The sequence below is a fragment of the Flavobacterium sp. genome, assembly GCF_024642105.1.
GTDB lineage: Bacteria > Bacteroidota > Bacteroidia > Flavobacteriales > Flavobacteriaceae > Flavobacterium.
Genome location: NZ_JAHEBT010000053.1, coordinates 115,232 through 134,548, shown reverse-complemented (window position 1 = coordinate 134,548; position 19,317 = coordinate 115,232). Strand labels below are relative to the sequence as shown.

The following is a 19,317-nucleotide window of genomic DNA, read 5'->3' as shown; positions in this document are numbered from 1 at the left end:
TCTTTGAAATAAAAACACCATGTCCTTCAAAAAAATAGTTGCGCTATTCTTGTTCCTGATTTCTTTTTCAGGAAAGGCATCTTATATTTTGTTGCCAATGGACGAAACTAGTCAGCAAAATCATTTGAAGGCGTATGGTATTACATATTGGTGTTTGGATAAAAGTTACAAAGCGCATTGGTTATTGAATTATCGAGGAGGTTCTTTTTTATTGCCCGATGCTGACGAAATTCGAAAAGAATGTCAGATTCGTGGTGTTAGTTTTGAAATCCTTTCAGATGGAGAACAAGAATCGATTTTGAATGAAATTTCGAGTCCATCACAAAATATGGAATCGGTATTATTAGAAAAAGCACCTAAAATTGCCGTTTATACTCCCAAAGGCAAACAACCTTGGGACGACGCAGTAACTTTAGTATTGACGTATGCCGAGATTCCGTTTACGCCGATTTATGATCAAGAAGTGCTGTCAGACCAATTGCTATTGTACGATTGGTTGCATTTGCACCACGAAGATTTTACAGGACAATACGGAAAATTTTACGGAGCGTATCGCAATGCGCCTTGGTACATAGAACAAAAGACAGCCGCGGAAGCCTTGGCACAACAATTAGGCTTTTCCAAAGTAGCTCAAGAAAAAGGGGCAGTAGCTAAAAAAATTCGTGATTTTGTTATTGGTGGTGGCTTTATGTTTGCGATGTGTTCCGCCACGGATAGTTTTGATATTGCTTTGGCAGCTGACGGAGTAGATATTTGCGAAGCCATGTTTGATGGAGATCCTAGTGAAGCCAGTTATCAATCAAAATTAAAATACGATAAATCGTTTGCATTTAAAAATTTCACTTTGGAACGCAGACCAGAACAATATGAGTTTTCGGACATTGATATGACTTTAAAGAGACAAATTCCACCAGACAAGGATTACTTTACGTTAATGGAATTTTCGGCCAAATGGGATCCAATTCCTAGTATGTTGTGTCAAAACCACACCCAATTAGTGAAAGGGTTTATGGGACAAACGACCGCTTTTGATGCGAATCTAATCAAGTCTAATATATTGGTTTTAGGAAGTTGTGAGCTGAACGGAGAAGTACGCTACCTTCATGGGCAAAAAGGAAAAGGTATGTTCAGTTTTTATTCAGGTCACGACCCTGAGGATTTTCAACATCAAGTGGGAGATTCACCAACTGTTTTAGATTTACATCCCAATTCGCCAGGCTATCGATTGATTTTGAACAATGTGCTATTCCCTGCGGCCAAGAAGAAAAAGCAAAAGACATAATCAATTCAAACTAAACTCCATCCAAATAGGGCAGTGGTCTGATATAGTATGAGCCTCTTTAAGCGTTGAAAATTTTTCATAAAAAAGAACCACTCCAGCGTTCAACTTTTTGATTTTTGATTTTGAAAAATACATATTGTCAAATTCAGAAGCAAGACATTCACCATTTTTGCAACTACGTTTCAATGAAGTTTTTTGGTTTACCAATGCCGAAGCAAATCCTATTTTTCGTAAAGGATCAAATACGGAATGCGATTGAGGACAATTGAAATCGCCCATAAATATCAAATTTGATTTTGGATATGCTGAAGGGAAAAATTTAAAGTATTTAATTTCTTTTTCAGGCTGTTTGCTTTTAGTAATGGCGTGAAAGGAAACTGCGGTAAATTGTTTCTTGTGGTATTCAAAAGTGCATAAATAAGGTTCACGTTCTATAACCGAAGCGTAATTTTTTTCGAGCCAAGCTTTTCCTATTTTCTTCAATTGTGCCGTTTTCCAAAGAAAGGCATAACGTTCAGTTTTGCTAGGAGTACTTGTAGTAGGGTCACTTATAGTATACTCCCATTTATTCCCTTTTCTGTTGAGTTCGTCAGCGAGACGGGCCACAGCTTGAGCACCTCCATAACCGGCTACGACTTCTTGCAAAGCAACCAAATCATATTTATTTAAAAGAGTTGCTATGTAAGCTATTTCGGCATTGGATTTGGATTTACCAAAATTTTCTACATTCCATGAAAGTAGTTTGACTTGGCTAAAGCCAAATGAGTATAGTATGAGGAATAGTAGAACAAATAGTTTTTTCATACGATAGAATTTGGGTTACTTCAAAAATAGTTTTTTTGCTGTAAAACACAAAAGTGTTACTATGTGAATTTATTTTGGAACTAACTAAGCTCCTTTAGGAGCTAAATATTGGTGATAGGGTGTTTAAGAATTTGTAGTCCAGTAGGGATGAAATTTAAATGTTGTTTTGCTACAGATTAAAAGGATTTTTAAATATTTTTTATAAATCTACGAATCTGCGGTCATTTGTTTTATATGGATTTTTAACAAAAAAACCCCAATCTTTCGATTGAGGTTTCTCTATAAGTAAGTAATCTAAATTGAGTTGATAAAACGTTTATTTTACTTTATTAAGTATTGCTTTGAAAGCTTCTGGGTGGTTCATAGCTAAATCAGCAAGAACTTTACGGTTCAATTCGATATTGTTAGCTTTAACTTTTCCCATGAATTGAGAATAAGACATTCCTTCTAAACGAGCTCCAGCGTTGATACGTTGAATCCATAAAGCACGGAAATTTCTTTTATTCACTTTTCTGTCACGGTAAGCGTAGCACATTGCTTTCTCTACCGCGTTCTTAGCAACTGTCCAAACGTTTTTACGTCTACCAAAGAAACCTTTGGCTTGCTTCATTATTTTTTTTCTTCTTGCTCTTTTAGCAACTGAATTTACCGATCTTGGCATAATTTTACTGTTTTTTTTGTAGCAGGCGTCCCGAATTTAATCAAGAGAACTTAAGGCCATACTCCAAGGTTATTAAATTGTTTGTAACCTAAAGAAATCTAGGCAAAAGTGATTAGACAAAAGGCAAAAGTTTTAAAACTATTGGCTATTTGCTTTTTACTATTGGCTTAATTAGATAATTCTTAATTGTTGTTTGATGCTTTTTTCATCTGTTGGGTGAACTAACGCTGAGTGAGTCAAAGCTAATTTACGTTTTTTAGATTTTTTAGTCAAGATGTGACTTTTAAAAGCATGCTTTCTTTTAATCTTTCCAGAACCAGTAACTTTAAAACGTTTCTTGGCGCTAGATTTGGTTTTCATTTTAGGCATTTTTTCCTAGTGTTTTTAATTTATCTTACTTACTTATTTTTGAGTGATTAGCCACTAGCCACTAGCCATTAGTTGTAGAACTTTTGCCTATTGGCTATTGCCTAGTTACTATTTCTTTTTCTTAGGAGCAATGAACATAATCATTCTCTTTCCTTCAAGAACTGGCATCGCTTCTACTTTACCAAATTCTTCTAAGTCAGTAGCCAAACGTAATAATAAGATTTGACCTTGATCTTTATAAATGATTGAACGTCCTTTAAAGAAAACAAAAGCTTTCAATTTAGAGCCTTCTTTCAAGAATTTTTCAGCATTCTTTCTTTTGAATTCGTAATCATGCTCATCAGTTTGAGGACCAAAACGAATTTCTTTAATCACCACTTGTGTTGATTTAGCTTTTAAAACCTTTTCACGTTTCTTTTGTTCATAGACAAACTTTTTGTAGTCCATGATTTTACAAACGGGTGGTTCTGCATTTGGCGAAATTTCAACTAAATCCAGTTCAAATTCGTCAGCTAATTTCAAAGCATCTGCAGTTTTAAAAACTCCAGGCTCAATATTTTCACCTACAAGACGTACTTCTGGTACACGAATAAAATTATTAATTCGGTGTGCATCTTTCTTTTCTACTCGAGGTTGGTAACCTCTGTTGCTTCTTATTGCTATGGCTTTAAAATTTAAGTTAAACTGTAAATACTTTTAATGTTTTGTTGATCTCTTCAGTAACAATAGCGGCAAATTCCTCTATAGTAACCGTTATATTTCCTTTTCCTTCTTGACCGTGACGTCGAATAGAAATTGTACCGTTTTTTTCTTCTTCTTCACCTACAATCAGCATGAAAGGGGTCTTTTGCATTTCTGCATCTCTAATTTTCTTTCCGATTGTCTCGTTTCGGTTGTCAATTAGGGCGCGAATTTCGTGATTTTCTAGCAAATCTAAAACTTTTTTGGCATATATTTCGTATTTCTCGCTCAATGACAAGATAATAGCTTGTTCTGGTATTAACCACAATGGGAAATTACCCGCAGTATGTTCTAATAAAATGGCTATGAAACGCTCCATTGAACCAAACGGCGCACGGTGAATCATAACCGGTCTATGCAATTGGTCGTCAGACCCTTTGTAAGTCAAATCGAAACGTTCTGGCAAGTTGTAATCTACTTGAATAGTTCCTAATTGCCATTGTCTTCCCAAAGCATCTTTTACCATGAAATCCAGTTTAGGACCATAGAAAGCGGCTTCGCCATATTCCACAACGGTATTTAAACCTTTATCTCTAGCAGCATTGATAATGGCACTTTCTGCTTTTTCCCAATTTTCATCGGTACCAATGTATTTGTCTCTGTTTTCTTGGTCACGCAATGAAATTTGAGCTGTAAAATTTTCAAATCCTAACGAACCAAAAACATACAATACCAAATCAATTACCTTTTTGAATTCTTCGTCCAATTGTTCTGGTGTACAGAAAATGTGGGCGTCATCTTGAGTAAATCCTCGTACACGAGTCAATCCGTGTAATTCACCACTTTGTTCGTAACGATATACGGTTCCAAACTCAGCATAACGTTTTGGTAAATCTTTGTATGACCAAGGACGAACATTATAAATCTCACAGTGGTGAGGACAGTTCATTGGTTTTAACAAGAACTCTTCACCTTCAGCTGGTGTATTGATGGGTTGGAAACTATCTGCACCGTATTTAGCATAATGTCCAGAAGTCACGTACAATTCTTTTTGACCAATGTGTGGTGTAACTACTTGTTCGTATCCTGCTTTTTTCTGTGCTCTTTTCAAAAATTGCTCTAAACGATCACGCAAAGCAGCTCCTTTTGGCAACCATAAAGGCAAACCTTGACCTACTTTTGATGAAAAAGCAAATAATTCTAATTCTTTTCCTAGCTTTCTGTGGTCGCGACGTTTTGCCTCTTCTAACAATTCTAGGTATTCGGTTAAATCTTTTTGTTTTGGGAATGAGATTCCGTACACACGAGTTAACTGTTTGTTTTTTTCGTCTCCTCTCCAATACGCACCAGCAACACTCATTACTTTCATGGCCTTGATAATTCCAGTATTTGGAATATGACCACCACGACATAAATCAGTGAAAGTAGCGTGGTCACAGAACGTAATGGTTCCGTCTTCTAAATTGGAAATTAATTCGGTTTTGTAGACATTGTCTTTGTATACTTCTAGCGCTTCTGCTTTAGAAACAGGACGCAATTTGAATTCGTGTTTGTCTCTTGAAATTTCCAATACGCGGTCTTCAATTTTTTTGAAATCGGCATCGGTAATTTTATGATCTTCAAAATCAACATCGTAATAAAATCCATTGGAGATTGCAGGTCCAAGCGTCAATTTGATACCTGGGTACATTTCCTCTAAAACTTGTGCCATGACGTGTGAAGTAGAGTGCCAAAAGGCTTTTTTTCCTCCTTCGTCATTCCAAGTAAAAAGAACAAGACTACCATCTGTGGTCAAAGGCGTAACGGTTTCAACGGTAGTACCATTGAATGAGGCAGAAATTACATTTCTAGCCAATCCTTCGCTAATGCTTTTTGCAACGTCCATTGGGGTAATCCCTGCCGCAAATTCTTTCACAGACCCATCGGGTAAAGTAATCTTAATCATTTTAAATTATTTTTAGGATTGCAAATATAGGGTATTGAAAAAACACATACAAAATATAAGCAAGGTTTGTGAGTGGTTTTTCTCGGTTTTTGGCAAATAATTTTAAAAATAGGAGCTTGTTTTAAAATTGGCTCGAGAAGTTTCGTTACTAAAAACTATTCTTTACTTTTGCAACACACAAAATCACAACTATGTACAAGCAATTAATTCGTCCGATACTTTTCTGTTTTGACCCTGAAAAAGTACATTATTTTACCTTTTCAATTATTAAATTACTATCAAAAATTCCTGGTTTTTCAGGTCTTTTTCGTGCTTTATATGAAGTTAAAGATAGTCGTTTAGAAACAGAAGTTTTTGGATTGAAATTTAAAAATCCAGTAGGTTTAGCTGCTGGTTTTGACAAAAATGCTGTTTTGTATAAAGAGTTGTCTAATTTCGGTTTCGGGTTCATTGAAATTGGTACGCTTACGCCAAAAGCACAAGATGGGAATCCTAAAAAACGCTTGTTTCGTTTAAGAGAAGATAGCGCGATTATTAACCGAATGGGTTTTAATAATGGAGGAGTGGAAGAAGCTGTCTTGCGATTGAAGAAAAATGACGGAGTACTTATTGGAGGAAATATTGGAAAAAATAAAGTAACTCCAAATGAAGAAGCGACTTCAGATTATGAAATTTGTTTTGAGACGTTGTTTGATTATGTCGATTATTTTGTGGTGAATGTGAGTTCGCCAAACACGCCCAATTTACGCGCTTTACAAGATAAAGAACCGCTAACCGAGTTGTTGCAAACCTTGCAAAATAAGAATTTAGCTAAGCCAAAGCAGAAACCAATTTTGTTGAAAATTGCACCCGATTTAACGGACGAACAATTACTAGACATTATCGATATTGTAAATGAAACCAAAATTGCTGGAGTTATTGCGACCAATACCACTCTGTCTCGAGAAGGTTTGGCGTCTGAAAATAAAATAGAAACAGGTGGTTTGTCTGGTAAACCTTTGGCAAAACGATCCACTGAGGTCATCCGATTTTTATCTGAAAAAAGTAATAAATCCTTTCCGATTATTGGTGTGGGTGGAATCCATTCTGCCGAAGATGCTATTGAAAAGTTAGAAGCTGGAGCGAGTTTGGTTCAACTTTATACAGGATTTATTTATGAAGGTCCAGCTTTGGTCAAAGCGATTAACAAAGCGATTTTGCGAAATAAATAATTTTTTATTTACATTCTAACTATTGATTTTTACTACCTTTGGTTCTCTATGGAAACAGTAAAAATCATTGAATGTCCACGTGATGCCATGCAAGGAATAAAGACTTTTATTCCTACTGCAAACAAAGTGACTTATATTCAGTCATTGTTGCGTGTGGGCTTTGATACCATAGATTTTGGGAGTTTTGTTTCGCCAAAAACAATTCCCCAAATGCAAGATACTGCCGAAGTTTTAGCCCAATTGGATTTATCGCAAACTCAAAGTAAGTTACTGGCTATTATTGCGAATACTCAAGGTGCAGAATCGGCGTGTAATTTTCCTGAAATTCAATATTTAGGTTTTCCATTTTCTATTTCGGAGAATTTTCAAATGCGAAATACGCACAAGACGATTGCTCAATCTTTGGAGAGTTTACAAGAAATTTTGAATTTGGCTGATGCCAAAAACAAACAAGTAGTCGCTTACCTTTCTATGGGGTTTGGAAATCCGTATGGAGATCCTTGGAATACTGAAATTGTAGGGGAGTGGACGGAGAAATTAGCTACTATGGGTGTGAAAATTGTTTCTCTTTCAGATACTATTGGGAGTTCGACACCAGAAATGATTTCGTATTTGTTTTCCAATTTAATTCCAACGTATCCTGCAATAGAATTTGGAGCGCATTTGCACACGACTCCTGATACTTGGTTTGAAAAAATTGATGCTGCCTATCAAGCAGGTTGTCGCCGATTTGACGGGGCTATTCAAGGTTTTGGCGGATGCCCAATGGCCACTAATCATTTGACGGGAAATATGCCTACAGAAAAATTACTCTCTTATTTTACCGCTCAAAAAGCCAATACTAATTTGAGTCCGATGAGTTTTGAGAGTGCGTATAATGAAGCATCAAAAGTATTCGGTCAATTCCATTAAAAACAATAAATATATTATAGCAACGTTTTATTCTACATAAATTCAATTTCATTAAAATGAAACTTTTTTTTAAATCCCAATTCATAGTACTACTTTTTAGTGTACTATTCTTATTTTCTTGCTCCAGCGATTTGGACTTCAACCAAACTAAAAATTTACGATTAGAACCTGCTTATGTGGCTAATTTGGTGTATTTTGATATTCCAGCTAATGAGTTTGTTACTAATGGGGTTGAAACGCCTCAGTTTATCGATCGTTCTACCGTAGATATTTTTAACAATACGTTTTTTGTTAATGATTTGGTTAAAGTAGATTTGGATTTTGAAATCAATAACACTATCGCTCGAGCCTATACTTTGGATGTAAAATTATTTAATGCTAGCGGAATTCAGATAGATATTATTTCGATTGCTGTACCTGCTTACTATGGTGCAGCGAATGTTATTACTCAAAAAGAGGTGTTTCAAGGCACCCGATTGACTACATTAAAAAATACTGCTAGAATAGAAATGGCGCTACGAATGGCTTCAGGAACAGCTTTGACAGAATCGAGTACAGGAACCATAAAAATGCGTTCAGGTGTAACCGCTTATTTTGTAATACAATGAGAAAAGTAGTATTCCTTTTTTGTCTTTTTGTCGTGACCAATTTGACTGCTCAAAACAAACAGTTGCTGTATAATTTTACTGACATTCCTCAATCTTTGATGACTAATCCAGGAGCAGATGTAAAATACAAATGGTATGTGGGTGTTCCGTTTTTGTCAGGAATTTCTATGAATGTGGGTTCTACAGGATTTTCAGCGTATGATTTGTTTGCCAATGATGGTGTCGATTTCAATACGAAATTAAGAAGCGTACTTTCTAAAACTACTCATAATGATGTGTTGAGTTTGAATCAACAATTAGAATTGTTTAGTGGAGGTTTTAGAATTGGAACAGAGGATAATAGGTCGTATTTGTCTTTTGGTTTGTACCAAGAATTTGATTTTTTAAGTTATGTTCCTCAGGATATAGCCACTTTAGCCATAGATGGAAATAAAAATTATATGGGGAAACGCTTTAATTTGGCTGACTTAAGTGCGAAAGCTGATTTGTTGTCAGTATTTCACATAGGAATTCATAAAAAAATTCAAGATAATTTAATAGTTGGTGCCAGAGCCAAAATATATTCTAGCATTTTCAATGCGAGTTCAGTTGATAACGCGGGGTATATTTATACCAATACTTCTACAGATTCGTATTATGAACAAATAGTGTATTCTAATTTACAATTGAATACTTCTGGATTTGCTCAATATAATGATGCGAATAATACTAGCAATGCGGGAGCGGATATTAAGAAAGGAATATTACTTGGAGGAAATTTGGGATTGGGACTGGATTTAGGATTGACTTATTATCCGCAGTCCAATGTCCAATTTACAGCCAGTGTTATTGATTTAGGGTATATTAGTCATACTAAAGAGGTTGAAAGTTATAGTTATAAAGGGTTTTATAATTATAAAGGTTTAGTTCCTCATTTTAATAATGAAAATGCAGCACAAGCTAATTATCAAGATTTTAAAAATGCTATTGTATTAGATACTTTACATACAAAATACACTACTTGGCGACCTACTAAATTCAATGCTTCTGCTCAATATTCTTTCGAAGAAGAAAGAGTGGTTGATGGTAGTTGTAATTGTGAAGGAACTGATCCGAGTATTTTTTACAAAAGTACCGTTGGTGCACAATTATTTGCCATGACCACACCAAAATCCCCATTGTATGCATTAACGGCATTTTACAAAAGAAACTTTTCAAGATCATTCCAAATGAAAGCTACCTATACTGCAGATTCTTTTTCCTTTACCAATCTAGGTTTAGGAATGTCAACAAAAGTAGGGCCTGTAAACTTTTATGTACTAGCAGATAATCTATTGTCTTATACTGATGTTTCTAAAGCCAATAGTCTTTCGTTTCAGTTGGGGTTGAATGTGATTTTTAAAGAATAATTTTAGTGCAATCGGCGGATTAGTTTGTACACTTCAATCCAAAACACCGCAATAACTGCGACTAAGACACTGTAAACAAATTGTACCATAGTTACCGCTTCAAATTGAAAGAATTTTGCCAGTGTTGGTATAAATAGTAATAATGAAGTGGTTAGGATAGTAGTGCCTATAATAAGTGGTACTAAGTTATTTTTGTATCTCAAAGTAGTAAAAATGGAATAATAAAAAGAGCGGTTTACAAGTGTCATAAAAATATTAGAACTTATTAAACTTATGAAAACTAGAGTTCTGGTCACGCTTTCTGAATTTCCGTTTCTTACGCTATATTGGTATATCAAAAGCAATCCTAAAGTAATGGCAAGTCCTTGTATAATACTTATAGCAATTTCCTTGAAGTTAAAAAATGTATTGGATAACGGACGTGGTTTTAATTCCATAAGATTGCGTTCCATAGGTTCATTTTCATAAATTATAGAGCAGGTTGGCCCCATAATAAGCTCTAAAAAGATGACATGAACAGGGGAGAAAATATTAGGATATATCCAGCCCAAAGACAGTGGAATAAACACAATCAAGATGATTGGAATATGAATTGAAATAATGTACTGAATCGCTTTTTTTAAATTGATATAGATTTTTCTACCCATGGCAATGGCTTCGGTCATTTTAGCAAAATCATCATCGATTAAAATAAGGTTTGCAGCTTGTTTGGCTATTTCAGTACCTCGTTTACCCATTGCAATTCCGATGTGTGCTGATTTTAAAGCTGGACCATCATTGACACCGTCACCAGTCATGGCTACAATTTGGTTGTTTTCTTTTAAAGCTTTGATGATCTTAAGTTTGGCTTCGGGAAACATTCGTGTAAATAGATGAGTTTCCATTACTTTTTGTTTCAGTTCATCCTCATTCATTGCCATCAATTCGTCTCCGCTCAAGGTTTTGTCATGATTTTTAAATCCTACTTGTTTGGCGATCGTTGTACTGGTTTCGGCATTGTCGCCGGTTATGATTTTAATGTCAATTCCTGCTTTGTAAAAAGTTTCAAAAACAGCTTTGATATTACTTTTTGGTGGGTCGTAAAAAGCGACTAAACCTTTGAATTGAAAGGAAAAATCTTGTTGCTTTTCAGGAAAGTCTTCTCCATAAAATTTAGCTTCGGCAACAGCCAAAACGCGAAAGCCTTCTTGCGTCATTGTTTTTAAGGCTTGTTGAATGTATTGGCTTTCGTCATTTGATAAATTAGAATAAGCCATTATCGCTTCGGGAGCGCCTTTGGCAGCAATCACTCGAATTCCTTTCTCATTTTCGAAAATATGAGTCATCATGGGCGGCTTGCCACTCAAAGGATATTCGTAAGCCAATTTAAAATCAGCACGTTCGTCTGCTAAATCTAAATTACTGTAGGCATCGTGGAGTGCTATTTCCATAGCATCAAAAGGAATAGGTTCGCTAGCCCACATTGCCAAGGTTAGCAGTTCGTTTTCATCTGGAGTCATTTCAGAATGTATTCCTGAAATTTGGTTGGAAGCAAACGTGTACCATTGTGCTAAACTCATTTTGTTTTCGGTAATGGTTCCGGTTTTGTCAGTGCAAATAACGGTAGCACTTCCAAGTGTTTCTACGGTTTTAGTATGTTTTACAATAATCCCCATTTTCATTAAGCGCCAAGCGCCAAGTGCCATAAAAGTGGTAAATGCCACCGGAATTTCTTCGGGAATAATACTCATGGCAATAGTCAACGCTTTAATCAAACTATCTAAAAATATGGGGGAATGGTAAAAATTAATACCCCAAACGATCACAAAAATAACCAGTCCAATTAGTGACATTTTCTTTGCAAAATTTTCAATTTGTTTTTGCAAAGGTGTTTTCTCTTCTACAATAGTACTTAAACTTTTTCCGATTTTCCCTAATTGGGTTTTATTGCCAATGGCTGTAACGACACAAATAGCTAATCCACTTGCTACAATAGTACCTTGGTATACTTCTTTGTTTTCTGATTTTTCATTTTTGGCCACCGAAAAAGATTCACCAGTCAAAATAGATTCGTTTACAGAGAAATCATTCGATTGGATAATAAGTCCGTCAGCAGGAATAAAAGTACCTTCTTCAATTTGGATATAATCGCCTAAAACTATTTCTTCACTTGGAATTTCAATTAAAACGCCTTCTCGGATTACCTTACTTTTAGGTTGTGTGAGTTTTTCTAAGGCTTGAATCGCATTTTTGCTTTTGGATTCTTGGTAAAGCGAAATACTAGCGATAAGGACAATGGCAATGGACATAAAAATTCCGTTGCTGTGTTCGCCAGTAATGAAATAAATACTAGTTGCTGTAGCAAGAAGTAAAAACATGGGTTCTTTACAAATTTCCACCACAGAAGTCCAAAAGCTATTTTTATGCTGATGGTCGAGCGAATTAGTGCCGTTTTTGATTCTTGACTCGGCTACTTCAGCTTTGGTTAGTCCTTTTATTTCTGTTTGTATTCCCATTTACCAAAAAATAAACTCCATTTTAAATAACTGACGGTGGGCTGATATCGATTGAAATAAGCTATCTACCGCAATTTAATCATAAATTATAAGATAACGATGGTTTTTTGCTTAAGATTATCTATATTTGCACGCAATTTAACCACAACTTCAAATTGCAATGATCGCACACAATTCTAAGATTATCGGTGAAGGATTAACTTACGATGACGTTCTATTAGTTCCAAACTATTCTAATGTGCTTCCCCGCGAAGTAAGTATTCAATCTAAATTTTCAAGAAACATTACATTAAACGTTCCTATCGTAGCTGCTGCTATGGATACGGTTACTGAAAGCGCAATGGCTATTGCTATGGCTCAAGAAGGCGGAATTGGAGTGCTTCATAAGAATATGACTATTGAGCAACAAGCGGCTAAAGTGCGCAAAGTAAAACGTGCGGAGTCTGGGATGATTATTGATCCAGTTACTTTGCCGTTGACTTCTACTGTAGTGGATGCTAAAAATGCAATGAAAGAATTCGGAATTGGGGGAATCCCAATTGTAGACGAACATAAAATCTTAAAAGGAATTGTTACTAATCGTGACTTGCGTTTTGAAAAAAATGGAGCGCGTCCTATTGTTGAGGTAATGACTTCTCTAAACTTAATTACAGTTGCTGAAGGTACTTCGTTAGAACAAGCAGAAGTAGTTTTGCAAGGAAACAAAATTGAAAAATTACCAGTGGTTAACACTAAAAATGAATTAGTAGGATTAATCACTTTTAGAGATATTACTAAATTAACTCAAAAACCTATTGCTAATAAAGACGTTTACGGACGTTTGCGCGTTGCTGCTGCAATTGGCGTTACGGGAGATGCAGTTCAAAGAGCAGAAGCTTTAGTGAAAGCGGGAGTAGATGCTATTATTATTGATACGGCTCACGGGCATACGCAAGGCGTGGTGAATGTGTTGAAAGAAGTAAAAGCTAAATTCCCTCAAATTGATGTTATTGTTGGAAACATTGCTACACCAGAAGCAGCTCAATATTTAGTTAAAAATGGTGCTGATGGAGTAAAAGTGGGTATCGGACCGGGGTCGATTTGTACTACTCGTATCGTGGCAGGTGTTGGATTTCCTCAATTCTCAGCGGTTTTAGAAGTAGCTGCGGCTATCAAAGGAACTGGTGTGCCAGTTATTGCTGATGGTGGTATTCGTTACACAGGAGATATTCCTAAAGCAATTGCTGCAGGTGCTGACTGTGTGATGTTAGGGTCACTTTTAGCAGGTACAAAAGAGTCTCCAGGAGAAACTATCATTTTTGAAGGAAGAAAATTCAAATCCTATCGAGGAATGGGTTCTGTTGAAGCGATGCAAGGAGGGTCAAAAGACCGTTATTTTCAAGATGTGGAAGACGACGTGAAGAAATTAGTTCCAGAAGGAATTGTAGGTCGTGTGCCTTACAAAGGAGAATTGAACGAAAGTATGTTACAATTCATTGGTGGTCTTCGTGCCGGAATGGGATACTGTGGTGCTAAAGACATTCCAACTTTACAAGAAAATGGACGTTTCGTTCGTATCACTTCAAGTGGAATCACAGAAAGTCATCCACACAATGTGACGATTACTAAAGAAGCTCCGAATTATTCAAGATAATTAAAGTAGTTTTTCAAATAAAAAAGGCTTAAGATATTTTCTTAAGCCTTTTTTATGTTCTTTATTTTGGAAATTAAATGCCCACGAAATTACTTGGTGTAATTTGCATTAATTCTGTTTTAAAGTTTAAAATTGCCTTTAGGTATAGTGTTTTGTTAAAAAAATCAAACTAAATTTTCAATACTTAATTCTTACTTTTTTAGACTTTTTTTCGATATATTAGCATTTTAAATACATACAACTATTAATTGAATATGGCAAAAACCGATACTTCAACTTTTGAACAAAAACTCTTTAAATCAGCAGATAAACTGCGTAAAAATATAGATGCCGCCGAATACAAACACGTAGTATTAGGATTAATCTTTTTAAAATACATATCCGAATCATTTGACGAATTGTATGATAAACTAAAAGCTGACGAATATTCGGATCCTGAAGATAGAGACGAATATTTGGCGGCTAATACATTCTTTGTACCCAAAGAATCACGTTGGGGTCATATTCACGCCAATGCCAAATTGCCTACTATTGGGCAAACCATTGACGAAGCTATGGAAGCCATCGAAAAGGAAAACAAAGAACTAAAAAATGTTTTGCCACAAGTATATGGTAGAGCCAATCTCGACAAAACCTCGTTAGGAGAATTAATTGATTTAATTTCCAACACTGAATTACAAGCAGAAAACACCAAATCCAAAGACCTTTTTGGTAGAGTATATGAATACTTTTTAGGTGAGTTTGCCAATGCAGAAGGCAAAAAAGGCGGACAATTTTACACTCCAAAATCTATCGTTAAATTGATGGTAGAAATGATTGAACCCTACAAAGGTCGAGTATATGACCCAGCTTGTGGTAGTGGTGGTATGTTTGTGATGAGTGAAAAGTTTGTAACCGAACACCAAGGAAATATTCAAGATATTACCGTTTACGGACAAGAAAGCAACCAAACCACTTGGAAATTGTCTAAAATGAATCTTGCCATTCGCAATATCAACTCCAAGTTTGTAGCTTGGAATACCGAAGGTACTTTCTTAAAAGATGCACACCCAGACTTAAAAGCAGATTTTATACTAGCCAACCCACCTTTTAATCAAAGTGAATGGGGTGTTGATATTTTGCAGGATGACGGTCGATGGAAATACGGCACACCACCAAGTGGAAACGCGAATTACGGTTGGATGATGCATATGTTATACCATTTAGCACCACGAGGCGTTATGGCAACTATTTTATCTAACGGTTCGTTAAGTTCTAATACTAGTGGCGAAGGCGAAATACGAAAAAATTTAATAGAAAACGATTTGGTAGAATGTATTGTAGCCTTACCGAAACAATTGTTTTATAATACAGGAATACCTGCTTGTATTTGGATTTTACGAAGAGAAAAAGCCAACCATAGCAAAGAAGTTTTATTTATAGACGCTAGCGAAATGGGGTATATGAAAGACCGTATACACCGAGATTTTACCGATGACGATATAGATAAAATAACAGATACCTACCACAACTGGCGTAAAAGCGAAAATTATCACAACTTAAAAGGTTTTTGCAAAAGTGCAACAATAGAAGAAATAGAAAAACACAACCACGTTTTAACTCCTGGTCGATATGTAGGTATTGAAGCGGTAGTAGACGACGGCATTTCTTTTGAAACCAAAATGGCTGCCTTAACCACCACTTTAAAAATACAAATAGACCAAGAAGCCGAACTTAATAATGAAATTGCTACTCAATTAGCTAAAATTGGTTTTTCGTTATGAAAAGTGAAATATGGGATACAGTAGATTTATCGGAAGTAATAATGTTACTTACTGATTACCATTCAAACGGAGCATATAAAAAGCTCAAAGAAAATGTTGAACTTTTGGATAAGGAAGATTTTGCCTTAATGATAAGAACTACCAATTTCGAGCAAAATGATTTCACAAAAAACAACAAATATATTACAGAAAAAGCATACAACTTTCTTTCAAAATCAAAAGTTTTTGATGATGATTTGATAATGAATAAAATAGCAAATGCAGGTTCAATTTATTATGCGCCAAAATTAAATAGACCTATTTCATTAGCTATGAATTTATTCCTTATCAGAATTAATAAAGAAAAAGCAAATCCAAAATTTATATATTACTATCTAAAGGTTAATGAAAAGTATGTAAAAAGTTTTGCATTAGGTTCTGTGACAAATACAATAACAAAAGAAGCTGTTAAAAATTTAAAAATAATACTTCCTCCTTTAGTTGAACAAAATGCAATTACCCAAATTATTGAATCATTTGATAATAAAATAGAATTACTACAAGACCAAAACAAGACACTTGAAGAAACAGCACAAACTATTTTTACTGAATGGTTTGGAAAATATCAAATTGGAGATGAATTGCCTGATGGTTGGAGAATATTTCAATTAAATGAGTTAGTAGCTACTGTAAATGGATATTCATATAAAGGAAACGAATTAGTTGAGTACAGTGATGAAGCACTAGTTACCTTGAAGAGTTTTGATAGAAATGGTGGATTTCAAACAAGAGGATTTAAACCATTTAGAGGAAACCCAAAAGATAATCAAGAAGTTAAAATTGGAGACCTTGTAGTCGCTCACACTGATTTGACACAAGACGCCGAAGTTTTGGGTAATCCTGCTTTCATATTTGATGACGGTGGATTTATAAAAATGTACATAACGATGGATTTGGTAAAAATTATATCATTACACAAAGACATAAGCTCCTCTTTTTTATATTATTTAATGAAAGATAAAGCTTTCAAAGGGCATTGTGTTGGATACTCAAATGGAACCACAGTTTTGCATTTGTCAAAAAGAGCAATTCCTGAATATCAGTTATTATTGCCAACTGACTTTAACTTAATCAAAAAGTTTTCAGAAATAGCAAATAGCACAACAACCAAAATTTCATTAAATAAAATAACTATAAAATCACTAACCCAAACAAGAGATGAATTATTACCAAGATTAATGACTGGGGAAATCCGTGTAAATGAATTTAAAGTTTAGGATATGAGAGATAAAGTTATTTTTGATACTAACGTAGTAAGAAATCCTGAAATCAATAATTTTTTGGGTGGTCGTGAAATATTAGAACGTTTTACACAAGATGCTGACATTGTTATTCCTGACACTGTTATTCAAGAAATCAAAAGACAAAAAAGAAGCAATTTAGTAAGTAATAAAACCAAATTTTTAACCAATCCGTTTCACAAATTAATTGGTGTTGATGAAGCAAATACAAAATCTTTTGATGTTGAAGATTATATTCAAAAACTGCTTGAAGAAGAAACAATTCCATTTGAAACAATTGACTTAAAAAACCATAATGTTCTACCTCAAATAAAAGAGTTAGCAATTCTTAAAAAAGCTCCTTTTGAAGCTGGAGACAATACAGATAAAGGTTTTAAAGACGCATTAATTTATTTCACAATTCTGGAGTATTTGCAAGAAATACCAAATAAGTATGTGTTTGTTTTTGCAAAAGATGCTAGGTTTAAAGAGGCATTAACAAATCATCCAAATATTATTATAATTGATTCCTATGAGGATTTCAAAAAGCACGGTATATCTCAATTTTATGATGATTATTTTATTGAAAAGATTAATACCGAACTAGAACTTACTATTACAAAAGAAAATATTAAAGAATATTGGTATAACATTAGTGACAATATAGTAGTATTAATTGAATTTGAAGGGCAAGAATATGTAATTGAAACCGATACAGGCGAAATTGTCAGTTCTTGTATTAGGAATGAATATAGTTCATTGATAGATGAATTAGTTATAACTGCTAGTTTCAATCAAACCGATGATCTGGTTGATAAATTATTGTCATACACAGCGTTTTTCAATAATCAGGAAATTTTAAAAATATTAAATGCATCTTGGAAGAACAACCAAATTAGATGGATTATTGAAAAACCGCAAATTAAAGAATTACTTGGTCCATTATTCGAAAGTAGAAAAGAGATTATTGATGATGAAGAAGTAGCAAGTTTTTTAAAAGAAAAATTTGAATAAACCAAAAATAACTAGTAATGGAATATAACATATATTGTGATGAAAGTTGCCACTTACCCAACGACTCCAGTAGTTTTATGGTTTTGGGTGGTATTTGGTGCTTAAAAGATAAGAAAAAAGAAATTTTCAAACGGTTACGAGAAATAAAAACTAAGCACGGCTTATCTGAAAATTTTGAGGTAAAATGGAATAAAATTTCACCAGCCAAACAAGATTTTTATATGAGTTTAATTGATTATTTTTTTGATGATGACGATTTGCATTTTAGAGCTTTAGTGGTAAATAAAGAAGTCTTAGACCACGAAAAATTCAATCAAACCCACGACGATTTCTATTATAAAATGTACTTTGATTTGATAAAAGTAATTTTAGAACCTAGTAATTCGTACAACATTTACATAGATATAAAAGATACACAAGGGCAAGCAAAAGTCGATAAACTAAAACAAGTCTTGCGAAGCAGCCATTATGATTATGATAAAAAAATTATAAAAAACCTGCAACAAATTAAATCGCACGAAGTAGAATTATTGCCTCTAGCCGATTTACTTATTGGAGCAATTGGATATTTACATAGAGGTTTAAATACAAATAACGCCAAAGTAGCCGTCATAAAAAGAATTCAAGAAAGGTCAGGTTATAGCTTATTAAACTCAACGTTATATAAGGAAATGAAAACCAATATTTTCATTTGGAAACCTAAAAATTCGGAAGTATGAAGTTAGTTACATTACCCGAAATAATAGAGATAAATGAATTTGGAGGTGATTATCACTCTTTCAATGAAGCAGTTTATGCTATTTTCAGAAATGATTTTGTAATTAACAAACCTATTTTTGAAGGTAAAAGGTTGGGACTTAAAGCACACCCAATAGTAGATGGTAAAGAATATACTTATTATCATTTTACACATTCAGGAGATATTGAAAACGAAAGAATTCCCGATTTTAGAAGAATGGAAAGAATGGGTTATCCCAAACCAATAATAGACAAATCGAAATGTATTAGTTTAAAAGTATGGAGAAATAAAAGAGGAAGAAATAACAGAATATTAATTCTTCACGAAGAAGCACAATATCTAGTAATTTTAGATGATAGAATAGATTTTATTTTGCCTTGGACTGCCTATTTTATAGAATATAAGCACAGATTACAGAAATATTTAAAAGAATACGAGGAGTATATAAATGCCGAAACCGCTGATTAAGGCGGCTTCTTTTCTCCTTTAACACTTGGTCATTGAGATGGTGCAAAGATACATTATGTTTTAATATAAACAAACAAACTGCAAC

The 19,317-nt window shown here is 34.4% G+C and carries 17 protein-coding genes; 11 read left to right on the top strand and 6 right to left on the bottom strand.

The features are described from left to right. The first annotated feature begins 19 nt into the window (after positions 1 to 19). Positions 20 to 1,282, top strand: coding sequence for an asparagine synthetase B (locus Q0L65_RS08890; RefSeq protein ID WP_296685449.1), 1,263 nt, complete (start codon positions 20 to 22; stop codon positions 1,280 to 1,282). On the opposite strand, the gene Q0L65_RS08885 is transcribed toward Q0L65_RS08890, so the two are convergent. From Q0L65_RS08885 to thrS, 5 genes are all read right to left on the bottom strand, one after another. After that, the gene (locus Q0L65_RS08885; RefSeq protein ID WP_296685446.1) at positions 1,283 to 2,086 is read right to left on the bottom strand and encodes an endonuclease/exonuclease/phosphatase family protein; all 804 of its coding nucleotides are present in this window, start codon (positions 2,084 to 2,086) and stop codon (positions 1,283 to 1,285) included. A 316-nt stretch (positions 2,087 to 2,402) separates the two neighbouring features. Then, positions 2,403 to 2,747 carry a 50S ribosomal protein L20 gene (rplT, locus tag Q0L65_RS08880; protein WP_024982755.1) on the bottom strand — a complete coding sequence of 115 codons (345 nt, stop codon included), beginning with the start codon at positions 2,745 to 2,747 and terminating at the stop codon, positions 2,403 to 2,405. A 171-nt stretch (positions 2,748 to 2,918) separates the two neighbouring features. Then, the gene (gene rpmI / locus Q0L65_RS08875; protein ID WP_136151968.1) at positions 2,919 to 3,116 is read right to left on the bottom strand and encodes a 50S ribosomal protein L35; all 198 of its coding nucleotides are present in this window, start codon (positions 3,114 to 3,116) and stop codon (positions 2,919 to 2,921) included. Between the two features lie 108 nt (positions 3,117 to 3,224). Then, on the bottom strand, positions 3,225 to 3,773 hold the full coding sequence (infC, locus tag Q0L65_RS08870) for a translation initiation factor IF-3 (RefSeq protein ID WP_255657594.1): 549 nt from the start codon (positions 3,771 to 3,773) through the stop codon (positions 3,225 to 3,227). Between the two features lie 22 nt (positions 3,774 to 3,795). Next, the gene (thrS, locus tag Q0L65_RS08865) at positions 3,796 to 5,742 is read right to left on the bottom strand and encodes a threonine--tRNA ligase (RefSeq protein WP_296685434.1); all 1,947 of its coding nucleotides are present in this window, start codon (positions 5,740 to 5,742) and stop codon (positions 3,796 to 3,798) included. A 191-nt stretch (positions 5,743 to 5,933) separates the two neighbouring features. Between thrS and Q0L65_RS08860 the strand changes: the two genes are divergently transcribed. From Q0L65_RS08860 to Q0L65_RS08845, 4 genes are read left to right on the top strand one after another with little or no spacing between them, the layout of a single operon-like run. Next, positions 5,934 to 6,953, top strand: coding sequence for a quinone-dependent dihydroorotate dehydrogenase (locus Q0L65_RS08860; RefSeq protein ID WP_296685433.1), 1,020 nt, complete (start codon positions 5,934 to 5,936; stop codon positions 6,951 to 6,953). 48 nt (positions 6,954 to 7,001) lie between these two features. Then, on the top strand, positions 7,002 to 7,865 hold the full coding sequence (locus Q0L65_RS08855) for a hydroxymethylglutaryl-CoA lyase (protein ID WP_296685430.1): 864 nt from the start codon (positions 7,002 to 7,004) through the stop codon (positions 7,863 to 7,865). 56 nt (positions 7,866 to 7,921) lie between these two features. Then, positions 7,922 to 8,473, top strand: coding sequence for a hypothetical protein (locus Q0L65_RS08850; RefSeq protein ID WP_296685428.1), 552 nt, complete (start codon positions 7,922 to 7,924; stop codon positions 8,471 to 8,473). Beyond that, positions 8,470 to 9,861, top strand: coding sequence for a DUF5723 family protein (locus Q0L65_RS08845; RefSeq protein ID WP_296685425.1), 1,392 nt, complete (start codon positions 8,470 to 8,472; stop codon positions 9,859 to 9,861). Before Q0L65_RS08850 ends, Q0L65_RS08845 begins: the two co-directional genes overlap by 4 nt. A gap of 2 nt (positions 9,862 to 9,863) precedes the next feature. On the opposite strand, the gene Q0L65_RS08840 is transcribed toward Q0L65_RS08845, so the two are convergent. Continuing rightward, positions 9,864 to 12,356, bottom strand: a complete 2,493-nt coding sequence (locus tag Q0L65_RS08840) for a cation-translocating P-type ATPase (RefSeq protein ID WP_296685423.1) — start codon at positions 12,354 to 12,356, stop codon at positions 9,864 to 9,866. Positions 12,357 to 12,516: 160 nt separating this feature from the next. Between Q0L65_RS08840 and guaB the strand changes: the two genes are divergently transcribed. The 6 genes from guaB (at position 12,517) to Q0L65_RS08810 (ending at position 19,232) form a co-directional block, all read left to right on the top strand. Next, entirely contained in the window at positions 12,517 to 13,989 is a 1,473-nt protein-coding gene (guaB, locus tag Q0L65_RS08835; protein ID WP_296685419.1) for an IMP dehydrogenase, read from the top strand. Positions 13,990 to 14,243: 254 nt separating this feature from the next. Next, positions 14,244 to 15,752 (top strand): class I SAM-dependent DNA methyltransferase, encoded by a 1,509-nt coding sequence (locus Q0L65_RS08830; RefSeq protein ID WP_296685416.1) that lies wholly within the window; start codon positions 14,244 to 14,246, stop codon positions 15,750 to 15,752. Then, entirely contained in the window at positions 15,749 to 17,008 is a 1,260-nt protein-coding gene (locus tag Q0L65_RS08825) for a restriction endonuclease subunit S (RefSeq protein ID WP_296685414.1), read from the top strand. Before Q0L65_RS08830 ends, Q0L65_RS08825 begins: the two co-directional genes overlap by 4 nt. 3 nt (positions 17,009 to 17,011) lie before the next feature. Then, positions 17,012 to 18,025, top strand: coding sequence for a PIN domain-containing protein (locus Q0L65_RS08820; RefSeq protein WP_296685411.1), 1,014 nt, complete (start codon positions 17,012 to 17,014; stop codon positions 18,023 to 18,025). A 17-nt stretch (positions 18,026 to 18,042) separates the two neighbouring features. Beyond that, positions 18,043 to 18,744 carry a DUF3800 domain-containing protein gene (locus Q0L65_RS08815; RefSeq protein ID WP_296685409.1) on the top strand — a complete coding sequence of 234 codons (702 nt, stop codon included), beginning with the start codon at positions 18,043 to 18,045 and terminating at the stop codon, positions 18,742 to 18,744. Continuing rightward, positions 18,741 to 19,232 (top strand): hypothetical protein, encoded by a 492-nt coding sequence (locus Q0L65_RS08810; protein WP_296685407.1) that lies wholly within the window; start codon positions 18,741 to 18,743, stop codon positions 19,230 to 19,232. The genes Q0L65_RS08815 and Q0L65_RS08810 overlap by 4 nt, the downstream gene beginning before the upstream one ends. Positions 19,233 to 19,317 lie beyond the last annotated feature (85 nt).